Here is a 24229-nt window from a genome sequence, read left to right as displayed (position 1 = left end):
TTCAGTGGCAGGGAAAGCCGGTGGCGTGGCGCACGTCATGGGCGGCGTCATGCAGCGCGGCGGCCTGTACATGGCCGGCAAGCGTAACGATGCCAAGCCCGATCAGCATGGCGGCGACGAAGGGCAATACCGTGGTTGCGACGGTGGATTGAGCCAATGTGCTCATGGTGGTCACTCCTTATAGCCTCTCACCCGAGGCGTTGGGTTTCATCATGCAAGGGCTGGTTTCCTGGCTTGCGGGTCGTCGCCTGAACTGCCGCCTTCCCGGTGTCTTGGCCGGTGGCATGATGGCAGGGGCTCTCCGCTCACAGTCGCGGGGGCGGCTGACGATTGGGCGCCCTGATTGGGTCCGCCGTCACGTCATTCCCTAATTATCCCGAAAGGCGCTTTGCGCCCTGAAGGGAACCTTTGCGTCTCCGGTATGACCCCGGCATGGGGGCTGCGTCAAGGATGAACTGATGCATCGCTGCCGCGCCGTGCCGCGCCATTTTCCGCCGGTTACGCATATATCTTGTGGATAACTACCCGCATTGACCCATATTCTGGGGTTTGGCGTTGACAGCGCACACATGCACGCCCCACATTTCCCCTCATACCGGAATCACGCGCCCGAGGTGCCCTTGCAGTTCACCAAGCTCAGACTGACCGGCTTCAAAAGCTTCGTCGACCCCACCGACCTGCATATCTCGCATGGTCTGACCGGGGTGGTCGGGCCGAATGGCTGTGGCAAGTCGAACCTGCTCGAGGCGCTGCGCTGGGTGATGGGCGAAAACCGTCCCACGGCGATGCGTGGCGGCGGTATGGAGGACGTGATCTTCGCCGGGGCCGCCACCCGTCCGGCGCGCAATTTCGCCGAAGTGTCGATCCATATCGACAATACCGACCGCCTCGCCCCCGCCGGGTTCAACGACTCCGACCATCTCGAGATCGTCCGCCGCATCACCCGCGATGTCGGTTCGGCCTACAAGGCGGGCGGCAAGGATGTGCGCGCGCGCGACGTGCAGATGCTGTTTGCGGATGCCTCGACCGGCGCGCATTCGCCCGCGCTGGTGCGCCAGGGGCAGATTTCCGAACTGATCAACGCCAAGCCCAAGGCCCGCCGCCGCATCCTCGAAGAGGCCGCCGGGATCTCGGGGCTTTACCAGCGCCGCCATGAGGCCGAGCTGAAACTCAAGGGCGCCGAACAGAACCTTGCGCGCGTCGATGACGTGATCGAGCAGCTGGCCGGGCAATTGTCGCAACTGGCGCGCCAGGCCAAACAGGCCGCCCGCTACCGCGCCATCGGCGAAGACCTGCGTCAGGCCGAAGGGCTGCTGCTGTATCGCCGCTGGAAAGAGGCCGACGAGGCCCGCGCCCGCGCCGAGGACGATCTGCGCGAACGCACCGCCGCCGCCGCCCGCGCCGAATCCGCCGCGCGCGAGTCGGCCAAGGCCCGCGCCAAGGCCGAAGAGGCGCTTCCGCCCCTGCGCGAGGAAGAGGCCATCGCCGCCGCCATCCTGCAACGGCTCGAAGTGCAGCGCGACAGCCTCAAGGAGCAGGAACACAACGCCCGCGCCCGGATCGAAACGCTCGAAGGGCGCATCGAACAGCTGTCGCGTGATATCGAGCGTGAATCCGGGCTCAACCGCGATGCCGGCGAAACCATCGACCGGCTGGAATGGGAGGCCCGCGAACTGGCCCGCGCCAGCGAAGGCCATGACGCCAAGCTGGCAGACGCCGCCGCCGAATCGCACGAGGCCGCACAGGTCTTGCAGGACCGCGAGACCCGGCTCAGCCAGCTGACCGAGGATGTGGCCCGCCTCGCCGCGCGCCACCAATCGGCGCAACGCTTCCTCGAAGACAGCCGCAAGACCCTCGAGAAAAGCGAATCCGAAGCCGCCCGTGCGCGCGAGGCCGCCGCCACCGCCCGCGAGGCGCTGTCACGCGCGGGCCATGATTTCGAGGCGGCGCAGGCCGCCGAAGCCGCCGCCGTCACAAAGGCCCAGCAGGCCGAGGACGCGCTCAACGCCGCCGACGAGGCCCGCGCCGAAACCCAGACCCGCGAGGCCACCGCCCGCGCGCAGCGCTCCGAGGCCGAGGGCGAGGTCAACGCGCTGTCCGCCGAAGTGTCGGCGCTGGCGCGCCTGGTCGAGCGCGACACCGCCGAAGGCGGGCAGATCCTTGATTTGTTGCAGGTCGCGCCGGGCTATGAAAAGGCGCTTGGCGCGGCGCTCGCCGACGATCTGCGCGCGCCGCAGGTCGATCCCGACGGGCCGACCGGCTGGGCGCTCCTGCCCGGCTATGGCACCTCCCAGACCCTGCCCGAAGGCGTCAGCGCCCTTTCGGCCCATCTCACCATCCCCGAGGTGCTGGCGCGGCGCATGTCCCAGATCGGCCTGATCGAACCCGATGATGGCCCGCGCCTGCAACCGCTTCTCAAACCCGGCCAGCGGCTGGTCACGACCGAGGGCGATCTCTGGCGCTGGGACGGCTACCGCGCCTGGGCCGAAGACGCGCCCTCCGCCGCCGCGCTGCGCCTTCAGCAGCTCAACCGGCTCGAGGAACTCAAGCAGCAGCTTGCCCATGCCACCGCCCGCGCCGAAGGTGCCGTGGCCGCGCATGACACGTTGCGCGCCCGGCTCGCCGAGTTGATCGAGGCCGACAAGCAGGCCCGCGAGGATCGCCGCACCGCAGACGGCGAACTCAACCAGGCCAACCGCGCCCTCAGCCGCGCCGAGGCCGACCGCAACCTTGCCCAGTCCAAGCTTGAATCCATGGGCCTCGCCGTCACCCGCCACGAGGAAGAGGCCCTGGCCGCGCGCGCCCAACTGGCCGAGGCCGAAAAGGGGCTGGGCGAACTGGGCGATCTCGATTCCGCCCGCGCCGGGGTGGAGGACGTGAAAATGACGGTCGAGGCCGCGCGCATGACCATGATGGCGCGCCGCTCGAACCACGATGAACTGCGCCGCGAGGGCGAGGCCCGCACCCGGCGCGCGCAGGAAGTGACCAAGGAAATCAGCGGCTGGCGGCACCGTCTTGAAACCGCCGAAAAGCGCAGCGCCGAACTGGCCGAGCGCAAGGCGGCCTCCGAGGCGGAACTCGCCGAGGCTTCCGCCGCGCCCGAGGACATCGCCGCCAAGCGCGCCGAACTGGGCAGCGAGATCGACCGCGCGTCTGCGCGGCGCGCCGATGCCGCCGATGCGCTCTCAGCAGCCGAAGGCGCCCTGCGCGAGGCGGTCACCGCCGAGCGCGACAGCGAGCGCGCCGCCTCCGAGGCCCGCGAGGCCCGCGCCCGCTCCGAGGCGCGCACCGACGCGGCGCGCGACGCGCGCGCCTACGCCGCTGAACGCATCGCCGATGAACAGGACACGACCCCCGAAAAGCTGCTTGAACAGCTTTCCGCCGATCCCGAAAAGATGCCGCCTTCCGAAAGCATCGAGGCCGATGTGAACCGCCTCAAGCGTCAGCGCGACGCGCTGGGCGCGGTAAATCTGCGCGCCGAGGAAGACGCCCGCGAGGTGCAGGAGGAACACGACAACCTCGCCACCGAGAAAGAGGACCTGGAACAGGCGATCCGCGAATTGCGCAACGGTATCGCCAGCCTCAACCGCGAGGGGCGCGAACGCCTGCTGACCGCCTTCGAGCAGGTGAACTCGAATTTCACCATGCTGTTCAAGCATCTCTTCGGCGGCGGCGACGCCAATCTGGTGATGGTCGAAAGCGACGATCCGCTGGACGCGGGGCTTGAAATCATGTGCCAGCCGCCGGGCAAGAAACTGGCGACGCTCTCGCTTTTGTCGGGTGGGGAACAGACCCTCACGGCGCTGGCGCTGATCTTCGCGGTGTTCCTCGCCAACCCCGCCCCGATCTGTGTGCTCGACGAGGTCGACGCACCGCTCGACGATGCCAATGTGGGCCGCTTCTGCGACCTGCTCGACGAAATGTGCCGCCGCACCGAAACCCGCTTCCTGATCATTACCCACCACGCCGTCACCATGAGCCGCATGGACCGCCTCTTTGGCGTCACCATGGCCGAACAGGGCGTCAGCCAGCTGGTCAGCGTCGACCTCAAGAAGGCCGAAGCCCTGGTCGCCTGAGCGCTTGCGGGGCTTGGGCTGGCTGATGTGGGTTCCGATGACGGGTTTGTCCAACCTGCGGACAGGCATGGAGCTCTGGACGAGGTGCAAGTAGTCAACAAGCGGACTCAATCGTCCGGTCGGTCGACGTCAGGACCCTAACACTTATTGCGGCATTTCTGGCAGCGCCATGACTTGAACGAGCTTTCGAAGCCCACAAGCGCATAAACGATCAACCAGATTCCGGCGGTTATGAGAGTCAGGATGACGTGCAATATGTGGTTCGGACTCTTTTTTTCGCACGGCATCACCGCGTCGCAGGTCTTGCAATATCGCAGTTCTGTTTTTTCATTTCTGGCTCCTGTCCGCTTCTCCGTCACCCTTACATCGCGCGACGACAGACGACGCGGTGTATTTTTTCGTGGTCCAAGTCACGGAACATCACCTGCCCGACGCCGCCAGCGGTCATATCTGAAGCGAGCGGCATATCGTGTTCGTCAAGAGCTACGCATGTTAAAAGCTGATATTCGATTGGCGCGATAAACTCGCAATTCGCGCCTGCAAACGATTTGGTGCACCGAATGAACTTCACCTCGTCATCACTTTCAAAAGTGATCGTTTCTGCACTTGCGGCGGCGGCGGTCAAGATGACGGCAAGCGCTGCGAGAGTCTTTCTCATGATTACTGTCCTCTTTGATTGTTGAAGCGTTCATTGCCGTCTTGGGCCATGGTCTCAATGCTAGCAGCAAGAGTGTAATAACCGAGGCGTGTTCTGCAAGCGTATGGATCGCCTTAAAGTTTATAGAGCGGCGATGTCGGAGATTAATATCTGTCGGCGTGCGGGCCGGTTGGCGCGCGGGTGGTGCCGTGGCTGCACCCAACAGCCGCGCTGTTTCCTTCTCGTCACATCCGCGTGTGCGCGTGCCGGCCTGTCTCGACAAGAGCGGGCGCAGCGGCTAGCTCTGCGCTCGGTTTTTCGTTTCACAATCCGGGCTTGGGTCATGCAGATATGCTTACGTCTCCTCTCTCTTCTCGCCGTCCTGACCCTTGCGGCCTGCTCCACCGGCGGGATCGGCCCGGTCCTTCCCACCGATCAGGAGGTCGCTGAACTGGCGCATGAAATCCGTGCGCTCGGCCCGGATGTGGACCCCGAAGAGGCGCAGCGCGCCGCCCGGATCGCCTATGAATATCCCTATGAACTGTCGCAGCAATACCAGATCACCGACGGCCCGCTCACGCATAACACCAAGGTGAACATGGGGGTGAAGCCGCGCGGGCTGTGTTGGCACTGGGCGATGGACATGGAGGCCCGCCTCAAGCGCGAACGCTTCGAGACGCTTCAGATTCATCGCGCCGTCGCCAATGCCAACAATATCCGCCTCGAACACAGCACCGCGCTGATCAGCCGCAAGGGCGACCCGATGGAAAAGGGCATCATCCTCGATCCCTGGCGCAAGGGCGGGCGGCTTTTCTGGGCGCATATGCGCGACGACACGCGCTACCGATGGGTGCCCCGCGCGCAGGTGCTGGCCGACAAGTTCGGCCCCGAGCGCGCCGCGGAACTGCTGGCGCGCGTCGCCGACTGACGGCGCGGCGCGCGTACTGCTACAGCCGGTTCAACAGCGCCCGCGTCGGCCATGCGTCGGCGGGCAGGCCCAGTTCCTTCTGGACGTCCTGCACCGCCGCCCGCGTGCCCGCGCCCAGAATGCCATCCACCTCGCCCACGTCATGACCGCGCGCCGCAAGCTTGCGTTGCAGCGCCTTCATCTCCTCGCCCGACAGGCCCGGCTCGGGCCGCCCTGCGTCAAAAACCGGCGCGCCTTCCAGACGGTTGGCGAAATAGGCGGCGGTCAGCACATAGACGAAGCTCTGGTTCCATTCGAAATAGACCCGGAAATTGGGATAGGCCAGAAAGGCCGGCCCGCCGCGCCCCTGCGGCACAAGGATGCTGGCCTCCAGATCGCCCGCGATCTCCCCATGGCGCGGGCGCACCCCCATCGCCTGCCAGTCGCGCGCCGGCATCTGCGTGCGCAAGCCCGTCTCGGCCCAGTTCATGCCCTCGGGCAGGGTGACTTCCTGCAACCATGGCTCATTCGCGCGCCAGCCCAGCCCGGCCAGCATCGACGCCCCCGACAGCAGCGCATCTTCGGGCGATCCCTTGAGGTCCACATGCCCGTCGCCATCGCCATCGGTGCCATGTTCAAGGATATCCTCCGGCAGCATCTGCACCATGCCGATCTCGCCCGCCCATGCGCCGCGCGTGCCCTGCGGGCTGAAATCGCCGCGCTCATAAAGCGTCATCGCGGCAAAGATCTGCGGGCGGAACAGATGCGGGCGGCGGCAATCATGCGCCAGCGTGACCAGCGCGTCGCGGGTGTTGTAATCGCCCTGCACCGCGCCGTAATCCGTCTCGAAGGCCCAGAAGGCCAGCAAGACACCCCGGTCGATCCCGTAATCCCTCTCGATCCGGTCGAATACCGCATCATGACGCTGCGCCAGCTCGCGCCCACTGTTGAGGCGGTTCGCGCTGATCAGGCGGCGGGCGAAATCCACGAAGGGCATCTGAAAGACCCCCTGCGCCCGGTCCGCGTTCAGCACCGATTGATCCTTGCGCACCCCGGCCAGAAAGCGGTCCACCGCCTGCCTTTCATGGCCGCGCGCCACCGCCTCATCGGCCAGCGCCGCGACGAATTGCTGAAACCCGCCGCCACATTGCTGCGCCTTGGCGGGCAGGGGGGTAAGCGTGGCAAGGCACAAGGCCGTCAGACAGGGGGCGGCAAGGCGGGTAAACGGGCGCATATGGGATGTCCTCACTTGATACATTCCCGCCCAGAATAAGCGATCCCCGCGCGCGGCGAAACCGCATGATCCGGGTCGCCTGCGCGCGCGCGCCGAAGCATTCTGCCTTGGCACCCCGCCACCGGAGCCGCCTCATGACCGACTGGACCGCCGCGCTATTGCTGTTCCTTTTCCCGCTGGCCTACAGCCCCGGCCCCGGCAACATGGTCTTTGCCGCCAATGGCGCGCGCTTCGGGCTTTGGCGCAGCTTGCCTGCCAGCGCCGGGTATCACCTCGCCACATGGATCGTGACGCTGCTGATCGGCTTCGGCTTTGCCACCGGGCTTGAACGCCTCCCTTCGGTCATGAGCCTCTTGCGCTGGGCCGGGGCGGCGTGGCTCTTGTGGCTGGCCTTGGGCTTTCTTCGCGCCGGTGCGGGCGGGGCCGCGCGGCACGCGCGCCCGCTCGGGGCAATGGGTGGCGCGCTCTTGTTGCTGCTCAACCCCAAGGCCTACATGATCATCGCGCTGATGTTCTCGCAATTCCTGCCGACCGCGCCGCAGACAGGCGGGCTCTCGGGCGCGGGCGCGGTGCTCTGGATCACGACATTCTTCACGCTCAACAACCTTATGGCCTTCACCCTCTGGACGGTCGCGGGCGCCCGCCTTGCCGCCGCCTTTCGCATCGACCGTCAGGCGCGGCGCATCAATACGGGCTTCGGGATCGCGCTGGCGCTTGTGGCGCTCTGGCTGTTGCTGGGCTAGGCGATCAGCGCCAGCACAAGGCACAGGGCCAGCGCCGCGCCCCATGCGCGCCACAAGGCGGTGCAGGCGGCCTCCACCTCAGGCGGGCCGATGACCTTCTGGCCGAACCCGTTCACATAAGGGAAATGCCGCAGCGTCCCGTCATAGGATCGCGGGCCCGCCAGCGCCACGCCCAAGGCGCGCGCCATCGCCGCCTCGGGCCAGCCCGCATTGGGCGAACGGTGGAGCCGCGCATCCGCCGCGATCGCCCGCCAGCCGCCAATCCCATGGGTCAGCGCGATCAGCCCCGCCGTCAGCCGCGCCGGAATCACGTTGAGCACATCATCCAGCCGCGCCGCCGCCCAGCCGAAGCGCGCGTAACGCGCATTGCGATATCCGATCATCGAATCGGCGGTATTCACCACCTTGTAAAGAAACAGCCCCGGCAGCCCTGCCACCAGGAACCAGAAGGCCGGGGCGATCACCCCGTCGCTCAGGTTCTCGGCCCCCGATTCAATCGCCGCGCGCGCCACGTCGGGGCCTTGCATGGCGGCGGTATCGCGCCCCACGATCATCGCCACCGCGCGCTTGCCCGCGTCCAGCGACAGCCGCAGCCCGTCGCCCACCGCGCGCAGATGATCCACCAGGCTGCGCTGCGCCAGCAGCACGGCGGCCGCGATCACTTCCACCGGCCAGCCGAACAGGCCCAGCACCATCGCGATCAGCACCGCGCCCGCGCAAAGCAGCACCAGCGCCGCGATCCCCTTCAGGCGCCGGGCGCCGCCACGGTTCAACCTTGCCTCAAGCCAGGCCACCGCGTGCCCCATCAAAACCGCCGGGTGCGGCGCGCGCCGCCAGAGCCAGCGCGGCTCGCCCAGCGCCGCGTCCAGCAGCATCGCCAGCACCAGGACTCCGGCACCGCTCACAGCGCGCCCTCCAGCCTGTTCCACGCGCCCGGCGCGGGCAGGCCCAGCCGCAGCCAGTCATCGGCATAGGGAAACCGCCGGCTCCAGATATGGTGTTTCGCCAGCCGCTCTTGCCAGGCCGCCGCGTTATCGACCCGGTAAAGACGGAACAGCGCGCAACCCCCCGCAACCTGAGCGCCCGCGCCCTGCATCAACCCGTCAAGCCGCGCCGTGTCGCTATCCAGGCGCGCGCGCGTGCGCGCGGCCCAGTCCGTGTCATTCAGCGCCAGCGCCCCCACCGCCAGCGCCGGGCCGGAGACCGGCCACGGCCCCAGCAGCTCGCCCAGCCGCGCGATCAGGTCCGGCGCGCCGATGGCAAAGCCCAGCCGCAAACCGGCAAGGCCCCAGAACTTGCCGAAACTCTTCAGCACGATCACCCCCGGCTCGCCCGCATGGGCAATCAGCGACCCCTCGGGGCGAATATCCGCAAAACTTTCATCGATGATGGTCAAAGGCGCGCCCAGCGCCGCCGCGTCATGCCAGTGGCCGGTCGGATTGTTGGGATTGACGATGACCCGCGCCGCGACATCGCTGGCCTTGGCGGTTTGCGCCAGCTCCCAGCCATGCGCTGCGAAGGCGGCGGCGTGTTCGTTATAGGTCGGTGGCGCGATATGCACCCTTGCCGCGCTGGCCAGCGCGGGCAGGCGCGCGATCAGGGCCGACGCCCCCGGTGCCGCCAGGACCGCCGCGCCCTCGGGCACGTTCCAGTGGCTGCGCGCGGCGCGCTCAAGCGCGGTGCTGGCGGCGCTGTCGGGCAGGGCGCTCCAGACATCGCCGGGCAGAGGCGGGACAGGGTAGGGGAGCGGATTGATTCCGGTCGAAAGGTCGATCCACCCCGCGCGGGTGCCGCCATGACGCGCCACCGCCGCGTCGAGCCCCCCGCCGTGATCGCGCGCCGCGCCGCCCATCCGCGTCAGCCTTCGGATTCGGCTTCGGCTTCGGTTTCCGGCAGCGGCGGGTGTCGGGTCACGAAATGCCCCTTCACCCCTGCGGGCCACTGGCGATAGGGCACCTGCCCGCTGTCGCTTTCGCGGTGGAGCTCGGCATAATCGACGATGGCGGCGGCGGAATCGTCGTCCGGGCTGAAGCGGCCCAGCGTATAGGACAGCTTGCCTTCAGCCTGGATCGCGATGTTGCAGCCATGCGCGCAGCCCATCAGGCACGACACCCGCCGCGTTCTCACATCCCGCCCGGCGGCGTGCTTTTCCACCAGTTCGGCCATGTCCTCGCCATGCGGGCGCTGGTGGGTCTCGGCGTCCCAATCGTCGCGTTTGCAGGTGTCGCAGATGGTGATCCAGGTGGTCATGACGGGCCTTTCGTTACGCTGCACCCGCCCTTGAACCCGGATTCGGCCTCTCTGGCAAGCGGGGTTTGACCTTGCCTGCCCCGCCTCATCATGCCGCGGCCTCGGTCACGATCTCCGAGCGCCGCTCCAGCGTGCGATGCACCGGGCAGCGGTCGGCGATCTCCATCAGGCGGGCGCGCTGCTCGCCGTCAAGGTCACCCTCCAGCCGCACCGCCCGCGTGAAGCGGTCGGCCTTTTCATCCGTTCCGGTGCCGGCATCCTGCGCGTGGACCTTGTCATGGTTCACCTCGACGCTCACGTGATCCAGCGGCCAGCCCTTGCGCCGCGCATACATGCGGATCGTCATCGAGGTGCAGGCCCCTAGCGCCGCCGCCAGAAAGCCATAGGGCGACATGCCCTGCCCGGTGCCGCCATAGGCCTCGGGCTCATCCGCCAGCAGGTGATGGCGCGGCCCTGACTGGATATCCTGCAAGAACCCGTCGGGATCGGCCTCGCTGACGCGCACCACGCCTTCGGGCGCGCCGGGCGGCGGGGCGGGGGCGCGCAGATCAAGGTAGCGCGCCGCCCATGCGGCGATCACCCCGGCGGCATATTCGGCGTCTTGCGCGCCGGTGATCAGGTGATCGGCATCATCCAGCGTGACGAAGCTCTTGGGGTGTTTCGCCGCCTCGAAGATCAGGCCTGCATTCTCGATCCCGACCACCGCGTCGCGCGGCGCATGCAGCACCAGCAGCGCCCGCCCCAGACCGGCGATATCCCCCGCCAGATCCTCGGCGCGCACGCTGTGCACGAAATCCTGACCCACGCGCACCGGCCGGCCACCCAGATCGACATCGGCGCTCCCGTCCTCGGCGATCCGCTCCAGCGCATTGCCGAAATTCTGCAGCACATGGCCCGGATCGAAAGGCGCGCCCAGCGTGACCACCGCCTTGACGCTGTCGATCCTGCGCGCCGCGCGCAGCGCCGCCGCACCGCCCAGCGAATGCCCGATCAGCAGCCCCGGCGCCATGCCGCGCGCCGCAAGCGCCTTTGCGGCCAGTACCAGGTCATCCACATTCGAGGTGAAGGATGTCTCGGCAAAACGGCCCTCCGATTGCCCGAGCCCGGTAAAATCGAAGCGCAGGACCGCGATGCCCGCCGCCGCCAGCCTCGCGGCGATGCGCCTTGCGGCGTGGCTGTCCTTGGAACAGGTGAAGCAATGCGCCAGAAGCGCCGTCGCCAGATGCGGCCCCTGCGGCATGTCCAGCCTTGCCGCCAAAGCCTCGCCGGAATGGCCGGTGAAGGTGAATCGCTCGCTCGACATGGCGCGCCCTTTCCTTGCTGTGCCTCTCAAGGGTAGGGGCTTGCCGCCCCCGCGGCCAGATATGTGACCGCCCCGTCACGCCAAGGTGAAGATTTGCGCCAAATTGATCGGGCTCGCCGGGCGCGGGCAGAGGCTTTGTTAACCCCTGCGCGCCATCGTGACAGCACCCGAAGCGATGGATGCACCAATGCGACTGCTGCTCAAGACCCGCAACGATGTCCGCCTGTTCACGGCCGTGACGGTGGCCGGTGTCGTGCTGGGCACGCTGGCGCTTCATGCGGTGATGACACCGCGCGATCTGTTGATACGCACATGGCCGGTCGCGGCGGCGGTGGCGGGGATGCTGGCCGGGCCGCTGGTTTATATGCTCGGCATCCGCATGGCCGAGGCGCAGCGCCTTGCGCAACGCCTCTCGCAGGCGGTCAGCTTCGATTCCCTGACCGGCGCGCAGACGCGCGACAGCTTTCATGCGCGCGCCGCCGCCATGGCGCGCGGGCCGATGACCCTGATCGTGGCGGATATCGACCATTTCAAATCGGTGAATGACAGGTTCGGCCATCCCGGCGGCGACGCGGCGCTGCAACAGGTGGCGCAACGGTTGATGAACCATTGCCGCGCGGGCGATCTGGTGGCGCGGTTCGGCGGCGAGGAATTCGTCATCCTCTTGCCGCGCACGGGTCTTTCCAGCGGGCTGCGCGTGGCCGAACGGCTGCGCGGCACGATCCGCGACACGCCGCTCAGGATCGGCGCGCGCGCGGTGCGGGTGACGGCCAGTTTCGGGGTCACCTCGCTGACCGATCCGCGCCGGATCGAGATTGCCATCCGCGCCGCCGATGCCGCGCTTTACCGGGCCAAGGAACAGGGCCGCGACCGGGTCTGCCGTGGCGGCCCGGACCCGGCGCCGCGCGGCCCCGTCCCGCCATCGTCACCCGATCCCGTGCCATTCGACGCGCCCGAAGCCCACGGGCCGGACTGTCACACAAGCTTGGCGAAACCGTCACAGCCGCGTTGAACGGCACAGGTTTACGTCAGCGCATCACCCAAACATGCACAAGAGGGAACCGATGAGTATTGTGACAAACACCGCCCTGGCCGTCGCGCTGGGCGTCAGCGCCACCGCCGCGACCGCCACCGACCAGCTCACCTACGGGCCGCGCCCCGCCTACCTGATCGACCGGATGCAGGATGGCGCGCTCAAGGACACGCTTGCCGCCTGTCTCGGGCAGACCCCCAAGGCGTCGCAATTCTCGATCGGCCATCGCGGCGCGCCCATGATGTTTCCCGAACATACGGTCGAGTCCAACCGCGCCGCGGCGCGCATGGGCGCGGGCATTCTTGAATGCGACGTGACCTTCACCGCCGATCACGAGCTGGTCTGCCGCCACGCGCAGAACGATCTGCACACCACCACCGATATCCTGGCCTCGGACCTTGCCGAGACCTGTATCACCCCCTTCACGCCCGCCTCGGGCGATGAACCCGCCAAGGCCGAATGCCGCACCGCTGAAATCACGCTCGATCAGTACCGCAGCCTCACTGGCAAGATGGACGCCGCCGACACATCGGCCACCACGCTGGCCGGTTACATGGATGGCACCGCGGGCTGGCGCACCGATCTTTACACGACCCAAGGCGGCACGCTCATGACCCATGCCGAGTCGATCGAGCTCTTCAAGTCGCTCGGCGCCAAATTCACCCCCGAACTCAAGTCCCCTTCGGTCGAAATGCCCCATGACGGCTTCAGCCAGGCCGATTACGCCCAGAAGATGATCGACGAATACAAGGCCGCCGGCATTCCCGCCTCGGATGTCTGGGCGCAGAGCTTCAATCTCGACGATGTGCTCTACTGGATCGGGAACGAACCCGATTTCGGCGCGCAGGCGGTCTACCTTGTCCAGTGGCATGACGGTTTCGACGAACAGGACCCCGAAACCTGGCAACAGGATTTCGCCGCGCTCAAGGCGCAGGGCGTCAATTACCTTGCCCCTTCGATGAATATGCTGGTCACGCCCAGGGATGGCGATTTCACCGCCTCCGCCTATGCGCTGGCCGCGCGCGCGGCCGGGCTGTCGCTCATCACCTGGACACTGGAACGCTCCGGCCCGCTCACCTCGGGGGGCGGCTGGTATTTCCGGTCGGTCGCGGATGTGACCGACAGCGACGCCGATTACTTCAACATCCTGCGCGCGCTGCATCAGGATGCCGGGATCGTCGGCATCTTCAGCGACTGGCCCGCGACGGTGACCTATTACGCCAACTGCATGGGCCTCGACTGAGCCTGCGAAACCCGCCGCAAGGCGCGCGTGCCCCGAGGGGCGCGCGCTACAACCGGCCCGCTTTCAGCGCCCGGAATTCGCGCATACGCTCCGCGTGGCGCTCTTCCAGAAATTCCTCGCGATGGCGCTCGACCTCCTCCAGCGCGTTGAAATCCTTCATGCTGACCAGCGCGCCGATCGGCTGGCCGTGGCGCGTCAGCACCAGCCGGTCGCCGCTGGCCAGCTGATGATCGAGCCAGGGTCTCAGCTCTGCGCGAAACCGGGTGATGGGAAGCTCGGTGAACATCTTTCTTGTGCCTCCTGCATGGGTGATCCGTGCAGGATGGAACAGAATGGTTAACAATACCCGAGCGATGCGCGCGCCGTGCCACGATTGCGGTTTTGTACAAAGCCCGGGCGCAAGGCGCGGTTTTGGGTACAAAACCGGCGTACAAAACGTCCGTTTTGTACGCGCTCAGGCGCCGCGGACGGTGTCGATCATCAGCTGCACGTTCTCGGGGTCCGCGTCGGGCGTGATGCCGTGGCCAAGGTTGAAGATATGCGGCCCGTTGCGGAACGCCTCGACGATTCGCTTCGTCTCGCGCACCAGCGCCTCGCCACCCGTAACCATATGACTCGACTTCAGATTTCCCTGAACGCAGCCGGAAACCTGGATATGCTCGGCGGCCCATTCGGGGCTGACGGAATCATCCACCGCCACGCAGTCGGCACCGGTTTCCTCGTGGAATCCTATATACTTGTCGCCTGCCTGGCGCGGAAAGGCGATGATCGGGATGCCCGGATGACGCGCTTTCAGCTCCTTGATGATGCGTTTTGCAGGGGCGGTCGCGTAGTTGTCGAAATCTTCACCTTTCAGCGACCCCGCCCAGCTGTCGAACAGCTTGACGCATTCCGCACCGGCCGCCACCTGCGCCGATAGATACTCGATCGTGGCCTCGGTCAGCCGCCCCATCAGCGCGTCGAAAAGTGGTTTGTTTTCAGCCTTCAAGGCATGCGCCGGGCCTTGGTCTGGGGTGCCGCGTCCGGCGATCATGTAGGTCGCCACCGTCCAGGGCGCACCGGCGAATCCGATCAGCGTCGTCTCGGCGGGCAGGGCGCCCGAAAGGTTGCGCACGGTCTGGTAAATCGGGGACAGGGTTTCGTGGATGTCGCAGGCAGGTTTCAGCGCGTCGAACCCGGCTTGTTCCGTGATCGTCGACAGGCGCGGCCCTTCCCCGGTGACAAACCACAGATCGGCGCCAAGTGCTTGGGGAACAAGCAGAATATCGGCAAACAGGATCGCCCCGTCAAAGCCGTATCGGCGGATCGGCTGCAAGGTGACCTCGGTCGCCAGCTCGCTGTTGTAACACAGCGAAAGGAAATCCCCCGCCTTCTCGCGCGTCGCGCGATATTCCGGCAGATACCGCCCGGCCTGGCGCATCATCCAGATCGGCGGTGTCTCCAGCGTTTCACCGGCAAGGGCTCTCAGGATTGTCTTCTGGGCGGCCATGTCATCCTCCGTTTGTGCTGGTCGTCGCCCCCCGGCGTCACAATGTCAAGCACCCTGCGCTTGTCAGAGGCTTCGGACATGGCTAAACCACCGCCATGACACGCGATTTGCCGACACCCGACTCCCCGATGAAAATGGGCACCCGCGGCTCGCCGCTGGCGCTCGCGCAGGCCCATGAAACCCGCGACCGGCTGGCGGCGGCTTTCGACCTCGCGCAGGAGGCCTTCGAGATCGTCGTGATCAAGACCACCGGCGACCGGATCATCGACCGCCCCCTCAAGGAGATCGGCGGCAAGGGCCTGTTCACCCGCGAGATCGAAGAGGCCCTGCTGAAGGGCGAGATCGACATCGCCATCCACTCGATGAAGGACATGCCGGTCCTTCAGCCCGAGGGGCTGTCGCTCGACACCTATCTTGCGCGCGAGGATGTGCGCGATGCGTTCGTGTCGCCCCATGTGCGCGGGCTTGCCGATCTCGAGCCGGGCGCCAGGGTCGGCACCTCGTCGCTCAGGCGACGCGCGCAGGTGCTGGTGGCCTATCCGCATCTCGAGGTGGTGGAGTTCCGTGGCAACGTCCAGACGCGGCTGCGTAAACTGGATGACGGCGTCGCCGCCTGCACCTTTCTCGCGATGGCCGGGCTCAACCGGCTCGGGCGCGCCGATGTGGCCACCGCCGCCATCGCCCCCGAGGAAATGCTGCCCGCCGTGGCTCAGGGCGCCATCGGCATCGAGCGGCGCGCCGATGACAGACGCGCCGCCGGGATGCTGGCGGCGATCCATGATGCTCATACCGGCCAGCGGCTTGCGGCCGAACGGGCCTTTCTCGCGGCGCTTGACGGCTCTTGCGAGACCCCGATCGCCGGTCTGGCCGAGATCGACGGCGGCACGCTGCGCCTGCGCGGGCAGGTGCTGCGCCCCGATGGCAGCGAGGCGCTGGAGGACGACCAAACCGCCCCTGTCGGGGACGGCGCAGCCCTCGGCCGCGAGATGGGCGTGAAGCTGCTGGAACGTGCCGGTCCCGGTTTCTTCGACTGGCGCGGCTGACTTAATCGGGGTCTTCTCCGGGCAGAACCTTGCCCGGGTTCATGATGCCATTGGGGTCAAGCGCCTGCTTGATCGCCCGCATCGCCGCCAGCGCGGCGGGGTTCTTGAACCGCCGCATCGCCGACTGCTTGGCCAGCCCGATCCCGTGTTCGGCGGAAAACGTGCCGCCAAGGCGCACCGCTTCTTCGTCGACCGCGGCCTTGATCGCCTTGTGAACCGCCGGGTCCTGGCTCGAGGGCCAGCCTGCGAAATGCAGGTTGCCATCGCCCAGATGCGCGACACAGATCGGCTTCAATCCGGGGTCCAGCTCGATCGCCCGCGCGGTGATGCGCTCATGCAGAACCTGCATCTTGTCCAGCGGCACCGCCACATCGTTGTCGATCACATCCGGGCGCAGCCGCGCCACTTCGGCCGAGGCCTCGCGCCGCGCCCACATCTCGCGGCGCTGCGTCTCGGATTGCGCCACCACCGCATCCAGCAAGGCGCCCTCCTCGAAGAGCCCCGTCAGAACCTCTTCCAGCTGGGCCGCCACCGGGGTCTGGCCATCCGGTCCGGGGGTCGCATCGCGCGGCGCCAGCGCACCCAGTTCCACAAGGATATTCACGTCATGTCGCGCCTCGAAGGGCGCACGCGCCTCGGGATGGCGTTCCAGATAGGCATCCATGAAGAGGCCCGGCATGAATTCGAACGCCTCGACCGCGCCGCCGCTTTCCTTTTGCAGCCGGTTCAACAGCGCCAGCCCGTCATTCAGCGACGCGACCGCCACCGTGGCCGTCGCATAGGCCAGCGGCTTCGGGTGCAGCTTGATCACGGCGGCGGTGATGATGCCCAAGGTGCCCTCGGCTCCGATCAGCAGATCGCGCAGGTCATAGCCGGAATTGTCCTTGTGCAGCTCGCTCATCAGGTCAACGATCTCGCCATTGGGCAAAACCGCCTCGACGCCGAGGCAAAGATGCCGCGTGCTGCCATAGCGCAGCACGTTGGACCCGCCCGCATTTGTCGACAACGCGCCGCCGATCATCGCCGAACCGCGCGCCCCGAAATAAAGCGGAAAGATCAAGCCGTGTTCCTCGACCGCATCATGGATGCGCGACAGGATCGCGCCGGCCTCGACAATGGCGATGCGCGCCTCGGGGCGGACCTCGCGGATCGCCGACATCCGGTCCAGCGACAACATGATCGCGCCCTCGCCACAGGTGCCCTCGACCAGCCCGGTATTGCCCGAAACCGGCACGATCGGGGTGCCGCTGCGATTGGCCAGGCGCACGATCTGCGCCACCTCCTCGGTGGTGGCGGGGCGCACCACCGCCAGCGGCGTCCAGCGCGCGTGCCCTGTCCACTCGCGCGACCAGGGTTCGGCATCCTTGCCGGTGATCACTTGCGCCGTGCCGACAATGGCGCCAAGCGCATCCATGAGGTTTCCGTCTGTGTCATGTTTCATGGCGCCGAAGATGCGTCAGCCCCGGCGCGGATACAAGTCACCTCTGGACCCACCTTCGCCGCACTCTATATTGCCATCAACCTTGCGAAGGATGAAACCCATGCCGTTCCTGTTTCGCCGCCTTCATGCGGTCCTCGCCCTGCTTGCCACACTTCTGGCCGCGCCCGCGCTTGCCGCGCCGCCCGACTGGAGCTTCGAGTCGATCGATGGCGGCACGCTCTCGCTTGCCGATTGGCGCGGTCAGCCGGTGCTGGTGGTCAATACCGCCTCGCGTTGTGGCTTCACGCCCCAGTATGACGGGCTTCAGGCGCTTTACGACCGCTACCGCGACCGCGGGTTGGTGGTGCTGGCGGTGCCCTCGCAGGATTTCAAGCAGGAGCTTGCCAGCGAAGCCGAGGTGGCCGAGTTCTGCGAGGTCAATTTCGGCCTCGACCTGCCAATGACCACCATCACCCATGTGCGCGGGTCGAATGCGCATCCGTTCTATCGCTGGGTGAACGAAACGACAGGGTTCCAACCGGCCTGGAACTTCAACAAGATCCTGCTTGCCCCCGACGGCAGCGTCGCGGGAACCTGGGGCTCGGTGGTCAAGCCCGGCGCGTCGCGGATCACCCGCGAGATCGAGCCCCTTCTTCCCGGCGGCTGACACGCCCGCGAGAATCCGGTTTTTTCGCCTTGACGCAACGCACGGCCTGTCATACCTACCGCCTCGTTCTGGCGGAGTAGCTCAGGTGGTTAGAGCAGCGGAATCATAATCCGCGTGTCGGGGGTTCAAGTCCCTCCTCCGCTACCATAACTTCACTCAAATTCAGTTATCGAGGGATTAACTCTTTATCCTTCTCAGTTCGGATTGCCGGAACTTTGTGTCTGCCGCTTCTCTGCCGACGGACGTGCCAAATCGTTTGCGCACAATGGCATGACAATGCGATTGCGTGATCAGTCAGCTTAGCTCTGTCGCGTCGATCATTTCTTTTCCAAATGTCTCAATGTCCCGCTCGCGCTTTTTGCGCAGCTTCATCAACCACTTGGCAAGGCAGGTGACGGGCCTTGTACCGTCACTGACGATGCCAGGCGCCTTATCTTGAGCATGGCTGAGATGGCACTCGGCCCTCTTGCGAACATCAACCGGTGTTCTGCGCGGATCGGCGGCTGACATTCCATCCCAAAAGTACCCAGTCTTGCCCAAGCCGAACTGTCCTTCGGTGGACAGGGCCAACGTTGTCGCTTGAGCACGAGCGCTCTGCTCTCCCAGACTTGCGCCGGAACACGGGACTCCGACTACACAGATATCCTTCCTCCCAAACCCTGGAAATTAAGAAAGATGTCCCGCGCGCAACGGCATATCCACAATTCCGGGCGGGCGGAAAGACGGACTATTGCGCTGCAACTTGGCTTGTGACGTCGGTCTGCGTTTTGAATGATGTCCACTTCAGGTTTCCACGATAGCGCCAGGCCAGCTTGCCGTTGTCATCCATAGCGATCAGGTGAAGCCAGCCATTATCGAATAATTCGCAGACAGCGGCATGGCGCCCGAGAATTTCGGTCATTGCCTCGAGAGGAGCTTCAACGATTACGGACAAGCGCAGGGGATCGTGCTGGAACCCGTCACCATCGTGGACTGACTGCCACGGCAGGCCGGGACGCGGGGCACCATTATTGCCTTCGAGAACGCCGATGCCACCCACCACATTGTGCAGTAACTTGTTGCCACCACCGAATAGCCCGGGCGCCACGGTCGAGCCGTAATATTGAAGGCTGATCCAACTGGCGACGACGACTGGTGCCGTCATGATCAATTCGAGAACGCCAAACCCGTCATCGCGACGCCAGTCGTAGTTGTGAAGGAAGACCTGCCCGGACAAGTCCGCACCGTCCGTGCGGTGGCGCGGCGCGGCGACGAAGGCACGGCATCCGGCCAATCCCCATTCGGGACGTGTCTCGGCCCAGTCCCGTGCCCGGTACGGGACCGTCGCTGCTTGATCTGCGCGCGGCAGACGTTGCATGCGTTCCGCACGCGCAAGGCGCCCGGCAGACGCCAGCCACTTTCGCAGTTGTGCGAGTCCGCTTATCAGTTTCTCCCCCGGCAAATCTTGCTCGAAGAGGGTCACCTCGTCGGTCGTCGTATGGTGCATGGCGGGCAGGAATACCGTATCGGCAGGGATGTCGATCCCCACTTCACGCAACCCAAGCTGCACGTCACGATCATTCAGCAGACCCGCAAGAAGCCGGGCATTCACGTCCCCCGCGTATCCGCCACAGGCGCCACATTGCAACGCGCTTTCGTGCGGGTTGTTGGTGACGTCGGCGCCGTGACCGGCCAGCAGTACGATCCGCGCGAAGTTATCCGTAAGTGACATGGCTGTCAGCACTGACTGAGCCATTTCAACACGCGCTTTCAGGTCGATCTCCGGGTCCAGTCTGGGCGATGGATCCGTCTTAACCCGGCCGCCCAGACCCAGGGAGTCCCGTACGAGTTTCCCTGCATAGAGCGGGCCTGTGGCTTCCACGAAGGCGAAAGACGAGACAGCCGCCAGCTTGAACCGGCCCCAGGCACGTTTTGCCCGTGCGATGTAACGGCGGTTGAGGTCGGTCTTCTCGGGTTCGTCCGCCTGTGATGTCACGCTCGGTCGCAAGAGCACCGGACCGCGCAGTTCGGTCACATCCGATCCAGCGCATTTGTGGGCGCTGGCCAACCCGAAGAACCCGGCAAAACCGATTGTCTCGACGCTCTCGTCCTGTGCCTCCAGCGCGCGGCGGAAGACCTCGGAGCGAACGTCGATACAGAACGCCGCCTGCACATCCGAACGCTCTTCGGCCTTGCGCGGTTTGGTCCGCAGCAGCCTGTCGCCCAGGGCACGCTGCTCGGCCCTTTCTGCCGCGTCCTGAAGCACCGCGTCGATGACAAGGTCCGATGATGGGATGACAGGTGACTCGTGGGCGACGACAGCCTCCGCCCAGCGGTTGACGATCTGGTCTTCGTAGCGTTCGAACAGCGCTTCGTCGAACACCATGCGGATCGCCAGAAGCTCGGTGACGGTATTCTCCTGTTCGCCATTCAATTCAGCCTGCCACAGAAGGTAGCGCCCGTATTGCGCCCATCCGCCCAGCGTCATCAGCCAACGGTGGAACGCGGTTGGCGCGGCGGCGAGGGTCACGCCGAGCTTTTCCGATGCGCGGCCGATACAGCGCCAATGCGACCGGTTGGTGTCGGCGACAAAGGCGCAAAAGCCCTCGAGACCCTGGATCTCGGGCGTCAGATCGCGCGAGGCAAAATCCCGCCATGCGCTGAAGGCGCCACCGGTTTTGGCTTGCTGCCAGAGTGCCTGTCCCTGGTCGAAATGACCTGCGGCCCAGGCCCCGATGCGGTCTTCGATCAGGCCCGGCCAGTCAATGCCCGAAACCTCCGCAGCAAGCTCGGCTACGGTGGGAAGGGCTTGGGGTTCGGCGGGTTCATTTTCCAAAGCGGTTCTGATATCGCGCAGGCTTGGCACAGCAAACTGCCCTTCAACCGCAGCTAGTGCATCCATCAGGTCCGCTTCCGTGATTTCACCGATCTCCAGTTTCCTGGTCCAGTGCGCGCGCGGGGGCGTCATCTTGGTGCCCGCGACCCGCGCCAAACGCGCGCCGGTGACGGCGAGGTGTTCGCCGGTCTGGCCAAGGAAAGGGTTCACCGCAACATTCGCCGCGAGCGGGAAAAGCGGTGGGATCGCCTTCGCCGCACCGTTGGCCGCTGAGACAAGTTCCAAAAGGGCGGCGGGGAAGGTCTCGAGTTTTGCAAACATCAGTTTTGTCCCTTTCAGCTTGCTGAGCGCCTGGACCATCCGTCCAGAAGCTTGTCGAAGATCGCATTGGCGTAGAGGCCGTTGGTCAGGTGAACACGAAGCCCGGCTGCTGCCGGATGCGATGCCCAGAGCGGGAATGTCGCCTGCGCCACGGCGACAAAGCCAAAGCTTACGAGGGCGAGGATGATAAGCGCCCATTCCAGGGGGCCGGGGCTGGGCGTCGTGGGCAGGCTGCCGGCGGTGACTGACTGCGCGACGACCTGAAGCGCGAAATAGCTGACCGAGGTCACCAGGGCATAGGTCGCTGTGCGCTGCATCAGCGCGCGCGGCGCAGCATCGGCAAAGCCTTGCGCCAGCAGGTAGGCGACGCCAAAGATCAGGATCACGCCCAAGGCTATGGCCTGGATTGATTTCCCATCAAATCCGAGAACGGCGCCGACAAGACCATAAATCACGATGGCAACGGCGAAGGCCTGCACGACGTTGCGGGCACTTGGCACTGCAATCGGTCCGGGGCGGTGGATTGCCGCGACATTTCGCACGGCCTCGCCGGAACTGAGGAAGGCATGCGCCTTGTAAAGCGAGTGTGCCGCGATATGCAGCAAGGCCAGCGGGAAAAGCGCCAGGCCGCACTGCATGACCATGAAGGCCATCTGCGCGATGGTCGACCATGCCAGTGACGTCTTGACCGCAGGCTGTGTCAGCATCACCAAGCCACCAAACAGCGCGGTGAACCCTCCGAGCATGACAAGCAGCGCCATGACCCCCGGAGCAAGGAGCATCACGTCGGCGAACCGGATCAGGAGGAACCCGCCCGCGTTGATGACACCGGCATGCAGAAGGGCGGATACCGGCGTCGGGGCTTCCATCACTTCGGTCAGCCAGCCATGCGCGGGGAATTGTGCGGATGCCAGCACTGCGGCGATGGCGATCAGCAAGGCCGCGATCATCGTCAGCCAACTGGCTTGTGCCGTCGCCAGGATGGTTTCGATGTCGGTGGTTCCGGTTGCGCCGATCAGAAGGATCACAGCGCCAGCCAGGGCGATCTCACTGGTGCGTGCCACGATGGCCTTCTTGCGCGCGGCGCGACGGGCCGTGACGCGTTCGGGATAGAACAGCAGCAGCCGGTTCAGGGACAGGCTGGTCAGCGTCCAGGCCGCGAAGAGCTGAAACAGATTGCCAGCCATCACAAGGAGCAGAACCGCAGCCAGTGTCGCCGACATCCAGCTTGTGAACGCCCCCTGCCGCGCCTCTCCATCCATGTAGGTCTTGGAATAGCGCAATACGATCCAGCCGATGAAGCTGACGAGCACCAGCATCACCGCGCTGACCGCATCGAGCCGCACCGACAGGCCGATGCCGAAGATCCCGATCAGCGCCGAACTGCCCGGGCCTTTGACCGCGAGGAGCATTGCAGCCAATGCCGCGATAGCGAAGGCGACGAATGCGGCCGCCTCGGTAAGTTTCGGCACCAGCCCGGGACGTTTCCCTGGATGGCGCGCGGCATGAAGTGACGCCAAAAGCAGAACGATCGGACTGACAAGCGGCAACATGAGATACGTCATGATCGGGGTTCCTCGGTTATCGCGGCCAAAGGCCTTTGGAAACCGATTATGACAATCAGCCTGTCATTAAAAATATATTGTCGTTTAGTTATCGTTCTAATAAATAGAATACTATGCCTCTGAACTATCATCACCTCCGATATTTTTGGGCCGTTGCGCATGACGGGAACCTGACGCGCACTGCGCAGCGGCTGAACCTGTCACAGTCGGCCCTGTCGGTTCAGATCAAACAGCTGGAAGAACGTCTGGGGCATGCGCTTTTCGACCGGCGCGGGCGGCAGCTTCATCTGACGGAGGCCGGACGTATTGCGCTGGACCACGCGGATGCGATCTTCGCGACCGGACAGGAACTTGTCGCCACACTGACGAGCACAGTCCAAAGCCGCAAGGCGCTGCGGGTGGGGGCGCTTGCAACCCTGTCCCGCAACTTTCAGATCGGTTTTCTGAAGCCGGTTCTGTCACGCATGGATGTTGAGTTGATCTTGCGATCAGGTAGCCCGACCGAGTTGCTTGAAGGATTGGGAACGCACAACTTTGATCTGGTGCTAATGAACCGCCCGCCACCAGATGACAGCCTGACACCCTACGAAACGCACCAGATTGCGGAGCAGGATGTCCGCATTGTCGGATCCCCCGAGCGTCTCGACCCGGACCGCCCGATCAGGGAACTCCTACTTGACCAGCCATTTATTCTGCCCACGACGGACAATAGCGTACGTACAGCTTTCGATGCCATGGCCAGCCGATTGTCGGTGCGCCCGCAAGTGGCCGCCGAAGTGGATGACATGGCCATGATGCGTCTTTTGACACGAGAAGATGTCGGGCTTGCGCTTGTTGCACCGATCGTCGTGAAAGACGAACTGAACTCCGGTCTGCTCAGGGAAGCCAAAGAACATCCCCGGATCAAGGAAACCTTTTTCGCGATCACGCTGCGGCGCCGGTTCCCGAACCCCTTAGTCCAGTATCTTCTTGAACAAAATGTCGATTCCGCACTTTCGTCCTGAAGCTCAAGCATGCGCGCGGGATTTGGCGGTTGGTGCATCTCTGCAACGGGCCGTTTGCGTGGCTGGCAGGTCAGACGGGGCAGCAGCCATATAGAGCGCGCCCGGATTCCACACCGGGCGCGCCCCCTGTCATCAAAGGACTGCGTCACTCTTTCGGCATCAGCGCACGGATGGCGTACATGCCGTCCTCGCCCTTTTCGAGCATCATCATCACGTCGTCGCCGGATTCCACACCATCGACCTCGGCCCCGTCCAGCAGTCCGAGATCCATGGTCATCGCCGGCCAGCCGATCTCGGCGATGGGGCCGTGGGTAACGTTCACCGTGTCGCCGTCGATGCTGTTGACGGTGGCTTCGGCATGAACACCGGCCGTTCCCTCATGAGAGGACATGTCGTGCCCGGAATGCCCGTCGCTGGCCAGTGCGAGCGCCGGGGCAGTTGCGGCGAAGGCGAGGGAAAGCAGGAAATTGCGCATGTTG

General features: G+C 65.3%; 22 protein-coding genes, 1 tRNA gene and 1 riboswitch. Of the genes, 9 read left to right on the top strand and 14 right to left on the bottom strand.

Translation table 11 applies throughout. The features are described 5' to 3' along the window. Nucleotide 1: 1 nt before the first annotated feature. The gene (locus N5A93_RS09825; RefSeq protein WP_268954911.1) at nt 2-166 is read right to left on the bottom strand and encodes a CbtB domain-containing protein; all 165 of its coding nucleotides are present in this window, start codon (nt 164-166) and stop codon (nt 2-4) included. Nucleotides 167-202: 36 nt separating this feature from the next. Continuing rightward, nucleotides 203-425, bottom strand: a riboswitch (cobalamin riboswitch). A gap of 144 nt (nt 426-569) precedes the next feature. Between N5A93_RS09825 and N5A93_RS09820 the strand changes: the two genes are divergently transcribed. Beyond that, nucleotides 570-4076, top strand: coding sequence for an AAA family ATPase (locus N5A93_RS09820; protein WP_268954910.1), 3507 nt, complete (start codon nt 570-572; stop codon nt 4074-4076). A 361-nt stretch (nt 4077-4437) separates the two neighbouring features. On the opposite strand, the gene N5A93_RS09815 is transcribed toward N5A93_RS09820, so the two are convergent. After that, nucleotides 4438-4734, bottom strand: coding sequence for a hypothetical protein (locus N5A93_RS09815; RefSeq protein ID WP_268954909.1), 297 nt, complete (start codon nt 4732-4734; stop codon nt 4438-4440). Nucleotides 4735-5056: 322 nt separating this feature from the next. On the opposite strand from N5A93_RS09815, the gene N5A93_RS09810 reads away from it, so the two are divergent. Next, nucleotides 5057-5641 carry a hypothetical protein gene (locus tag N5A93_RS09810; RefSeq protein WP_268954908.1) on the top strand — a complete coding sequence of 195 codons (585 nt, stop codon included), beginning with the start codon at nt 5057-5059 and terminating at the stop codon, nt 5639-5641. A gap of 19 nt (nt 5642-5660) precedes the next feature. On the opposite strand, the gene N5A93_RS09805 is transcribed toward N5A93_RS09810, so the two are convergent. Then, nucleotides 5661-6854, bottom strand: coding sequence for a lytic murein transglycosylase (locus N5A93_RS09805; RefSeq protein WP_268954907.1), 1194 nt, complete (start codon nt 6852-6854; stop codon nt 5661-5663). A gap of 134 nt (nt 6855-6988) precedes the next feature. Between N5A93_RS09805 and N5A93_RS09800 the strand changes: the two genes are divergently transcribed. Further along, entirely contained in the window at nt 6989-7597 is a 609-nt protein-coding gene (locus tag N5A93_RS09800) for a LysE family translocator (protein ID WP_268954906.1), read from the top strand. Here N5A93_RS09800 and cbiB read toward each other — a convergent pair. The 4 genes from cbiB to N5A93_RS09780 all read right to left on the bottom strand — a co-directional run bounded on the left by cbiB (nt 7594) and on the right by N5A93_RS09780 (nt 11150). After that, the gene (gene cbiB / locus N5A93_RS09795; protein ID WP_268954905.1) at nt 7594-8502 is read right to left on the bottom strand and encodes an adenosylcobinamide-phosphate synthase CbiB; all 909 of its coding nucleotides are present in this window, start codon (nt 8500-8502) and stop codon (nt 7594-7596) included. The genes N5A93_RS09800 and cbiB overlap by 4 nt on opposite strands. Further along, nucleotides 8499-9449, bottom strand: coding sequence for a threonine-phosphate decarboxylase CobD (gene cobD / locus N5A93_RS09790; protein ID WP_268954904.1), 951 nt, complete (start codon nt 9447-9449; stop codon nt 8499-8501). The genes cbiB and cobD overlap by 4 nt, the downstream gene beginning before the upstream one ends. Nucleotides 9450-9454: 5 nt before the next feature. Beyond that, the gene (locus N5A93_RS09785) at nt 9455-9847 is read right to left on the bottom strand and encodes a DUF1636 family protein (protein WP_268954903.1); all 393 of its coding nucleotides are present in this window, start codon (nt 9845-9847) and stop codon (nt 9455-9457) included. A gap of 88 nt (nt 9848-9935) precedes the next feature. Next, nucleotides 9936-11150, bottom strand: a complete 1215-nt coding sequence (locus tag N5A93_RS09780; RefSeq protein ID WP_268954902.1) for a bifunctional alpha/beta hydrolase/OsmC family protein — start codon at nt 11148-11150, stop codon at nt 9936-9938. A 187-nt stretch (nt 11151-11337) separates the two neighbouring features. On the opposite strand from N5A93_RS09780, the gene N5A93_RS09775 reads away from it, so the two are divergent. Together N5A93_RS09775 and N5A93_RS09770 are read left to right on the top strand one after the other, a co-directional pair. Then, a complete protein-coding gene (locus tag N5A93_RS09775; protein ID WP_268954901.1) occupies nt 11338-12162 on the top strand; it encodes a GGDEF domain-containing protein in 825 nt (274 codons plus the stop codon). Nucleotides 12163-12214: 52 nt separating this feature from the next. Beyond that, nucleotides 12215-13426: a glycerophosphodiester phosphodiesterase family protein gene (locus tag N5A93_RS09770; protein ID WP_268954900.1), complete on the top strand. Its 1212-nt coding sequence runs from the start codon at nt 12215-12217 to the stop codon at nt 13424-13426. A gap of 46 nt (nt 13427-13472) precedes the next feature. Here the strand turns inward: N5A93_RS09770 and N5A93_RS09765 are convergent, their stop codons facing one another. Both N5A93_RS09765 and hemE read right to left on the bottom strand, forming a co-directional pair. Next, nucleotides 13473-13712, bottom strand: coding sequence for a type II toxin-antitoxin system Phd/YefM family antitoxin (locus tag N5A93_RS09765; protein WP_268954899.1), 240 nt, complete (start codon nt 13710-13712; stop codon nt 13473-13475). A gap of 168 nt (nt 13713-13880) precedes the next feature. Beyond that, entirely contained in the window at nt 13881-14915 is a 1035-nt protein-coding gene (hemE, locus tag N5A93_RS09760; RefSeq protein WP_268954898.1) for a uroporphyrinogen decarboxylase, read from the bottom strand. A gap of 95 nt (nt 14916-15010) precedes the next feature. Between hemE and hemC the strand changes: the two genes are divergently transcribed. Beyond that, entirely contained in the window at nt 15011-15958 is a 948-nt protein-coding gene (gene hemC / locus N5A93_RS09755) for a hydroxymethylbilane synthase (protein WP_268954897.1), read from the top strand. 1 nt (nt 15959) lies between these two features. On the opposite strand, the gene N5A93_RS09750 is transcribed toward hemC, so the two are convergent. Continuing rightward, on the bottom strand, nt 15960-17399 hold the full coding sequence (locus tag N5A93_RS09750; protein ID WP_268954896.1) for an FAD-binding oxidoreductase: 1440 nt from the start codon (nt 17397-17399) through the stop codon (nt 15960-15962). Nucleotides 17400-17490: 91 nt separating this feature from the next. On the opposite strand from N5A93_RS09750, the gene N5A93_RS09745 reads away from it, so the two are divergent. Next, on the top strand, nt 17491-18045 hold the full coding sequence (locus N5A93_RS09745; protein ID WP_268954895.1) for a glutathione peroxidase: 555 nt from the start codon (nt 17491-17493) through the stop codon (nt 18043-18045). 70 nt (nt 18046-18115) lie between these two features. Continuing rightward, nucleotides 18116-18192, top strand: a tRNA-Met gene (locus N5A93_RS09740). A 147-nt stretch (nt 18193-18339) separates the two neighbouring features. Here the strand turns inward: N5A93_RS09740 and N5A93_RS09735 are convergent. The 3 genes from N5A93_RS09735 to N5A93_RS09725 form a co-directional block, all read right to left on the bottom strand. Then, nucleotides 18340-18615: a hypothetical protein gene (locus N5A93_RS09735; RefSeq protein WP_268954894.1), complete on the bottom strand. Its 276-nt coding sequence runs from the start codon at nt 18613-18615 to the stop codon at nt 18340-18342. A 157-nt stretch (nt 18616-18772) separates the two neighbouring features. Beyond that, complete coding sequence (locus N5A93_RS09730) at nt 18773-21181, bottom strand: YbcC family protein (RefSeq protein WP_268954982.1); 2409 nt, start codon at nt 21179-21181, stop codon at nt 18773-18775. A gap of 14 nt (nt 21182-21195) precedes the next feature. Next, nucleotides 21196-22746, bottom strand: a complete 1551-nt coding sequence (locus N5A93_RS09725; RefSeq protein ID WP_268954893.1) for a proton-conducting transporter transmembrane domain-containing protein — start codon at nt 22744-22746, stop codon at nt 21196-21198. A gap of 113 nt (nt 22747-22859) precedes the next feature. Between N5A93_RS09725 and N5A93_RS09720 the strand changes: the two genes are divergently transcribed. Then, on the top strand, nt 22860-23750 hold the full coding sequence (locus tag N5A93_RS09720; protein ID WP_268954892.1) for a LysR family transcriptional regulator: 891 nt from the start codon (nt 22860-22862) through the stop codon (nt 23748-23750). A gap of 145 nt (nt 23751-23895) precedes the next feature. On the opposite strand, the gene N5A93_RS09715 is transcribed toward N5A93_RS09720, so the two are convergent. Continuing rightward, the gene (locus N5A93_RS09715) at nt 23896-24225 is read right to left on the bottom strand and encodes a copper-binding protein (RefSeq protein ID WP_268954891.1); all 330 of its coding nucleotides are present in this window, start codon (nt 24223-24225) and stop codon (nt 23896-23898) included. Nucleotides 24226-24229: the final 4 nt, after the last annotated feature.

This window comes from Roseovarius salincola, from assembly GCF_026891095.1.
Taxonomy (GTDB): Bacteria; Pseudomonadota; Alphaproteobacteria; order Rhodobacterales; family Rhodobacteraceae; genus Roseovarius; species Roseovarius salincola.
Note: the sequence above shows the minus strand (reverse complement) of the source record. Positions and strands in the feature narration are given on the sequence as shown.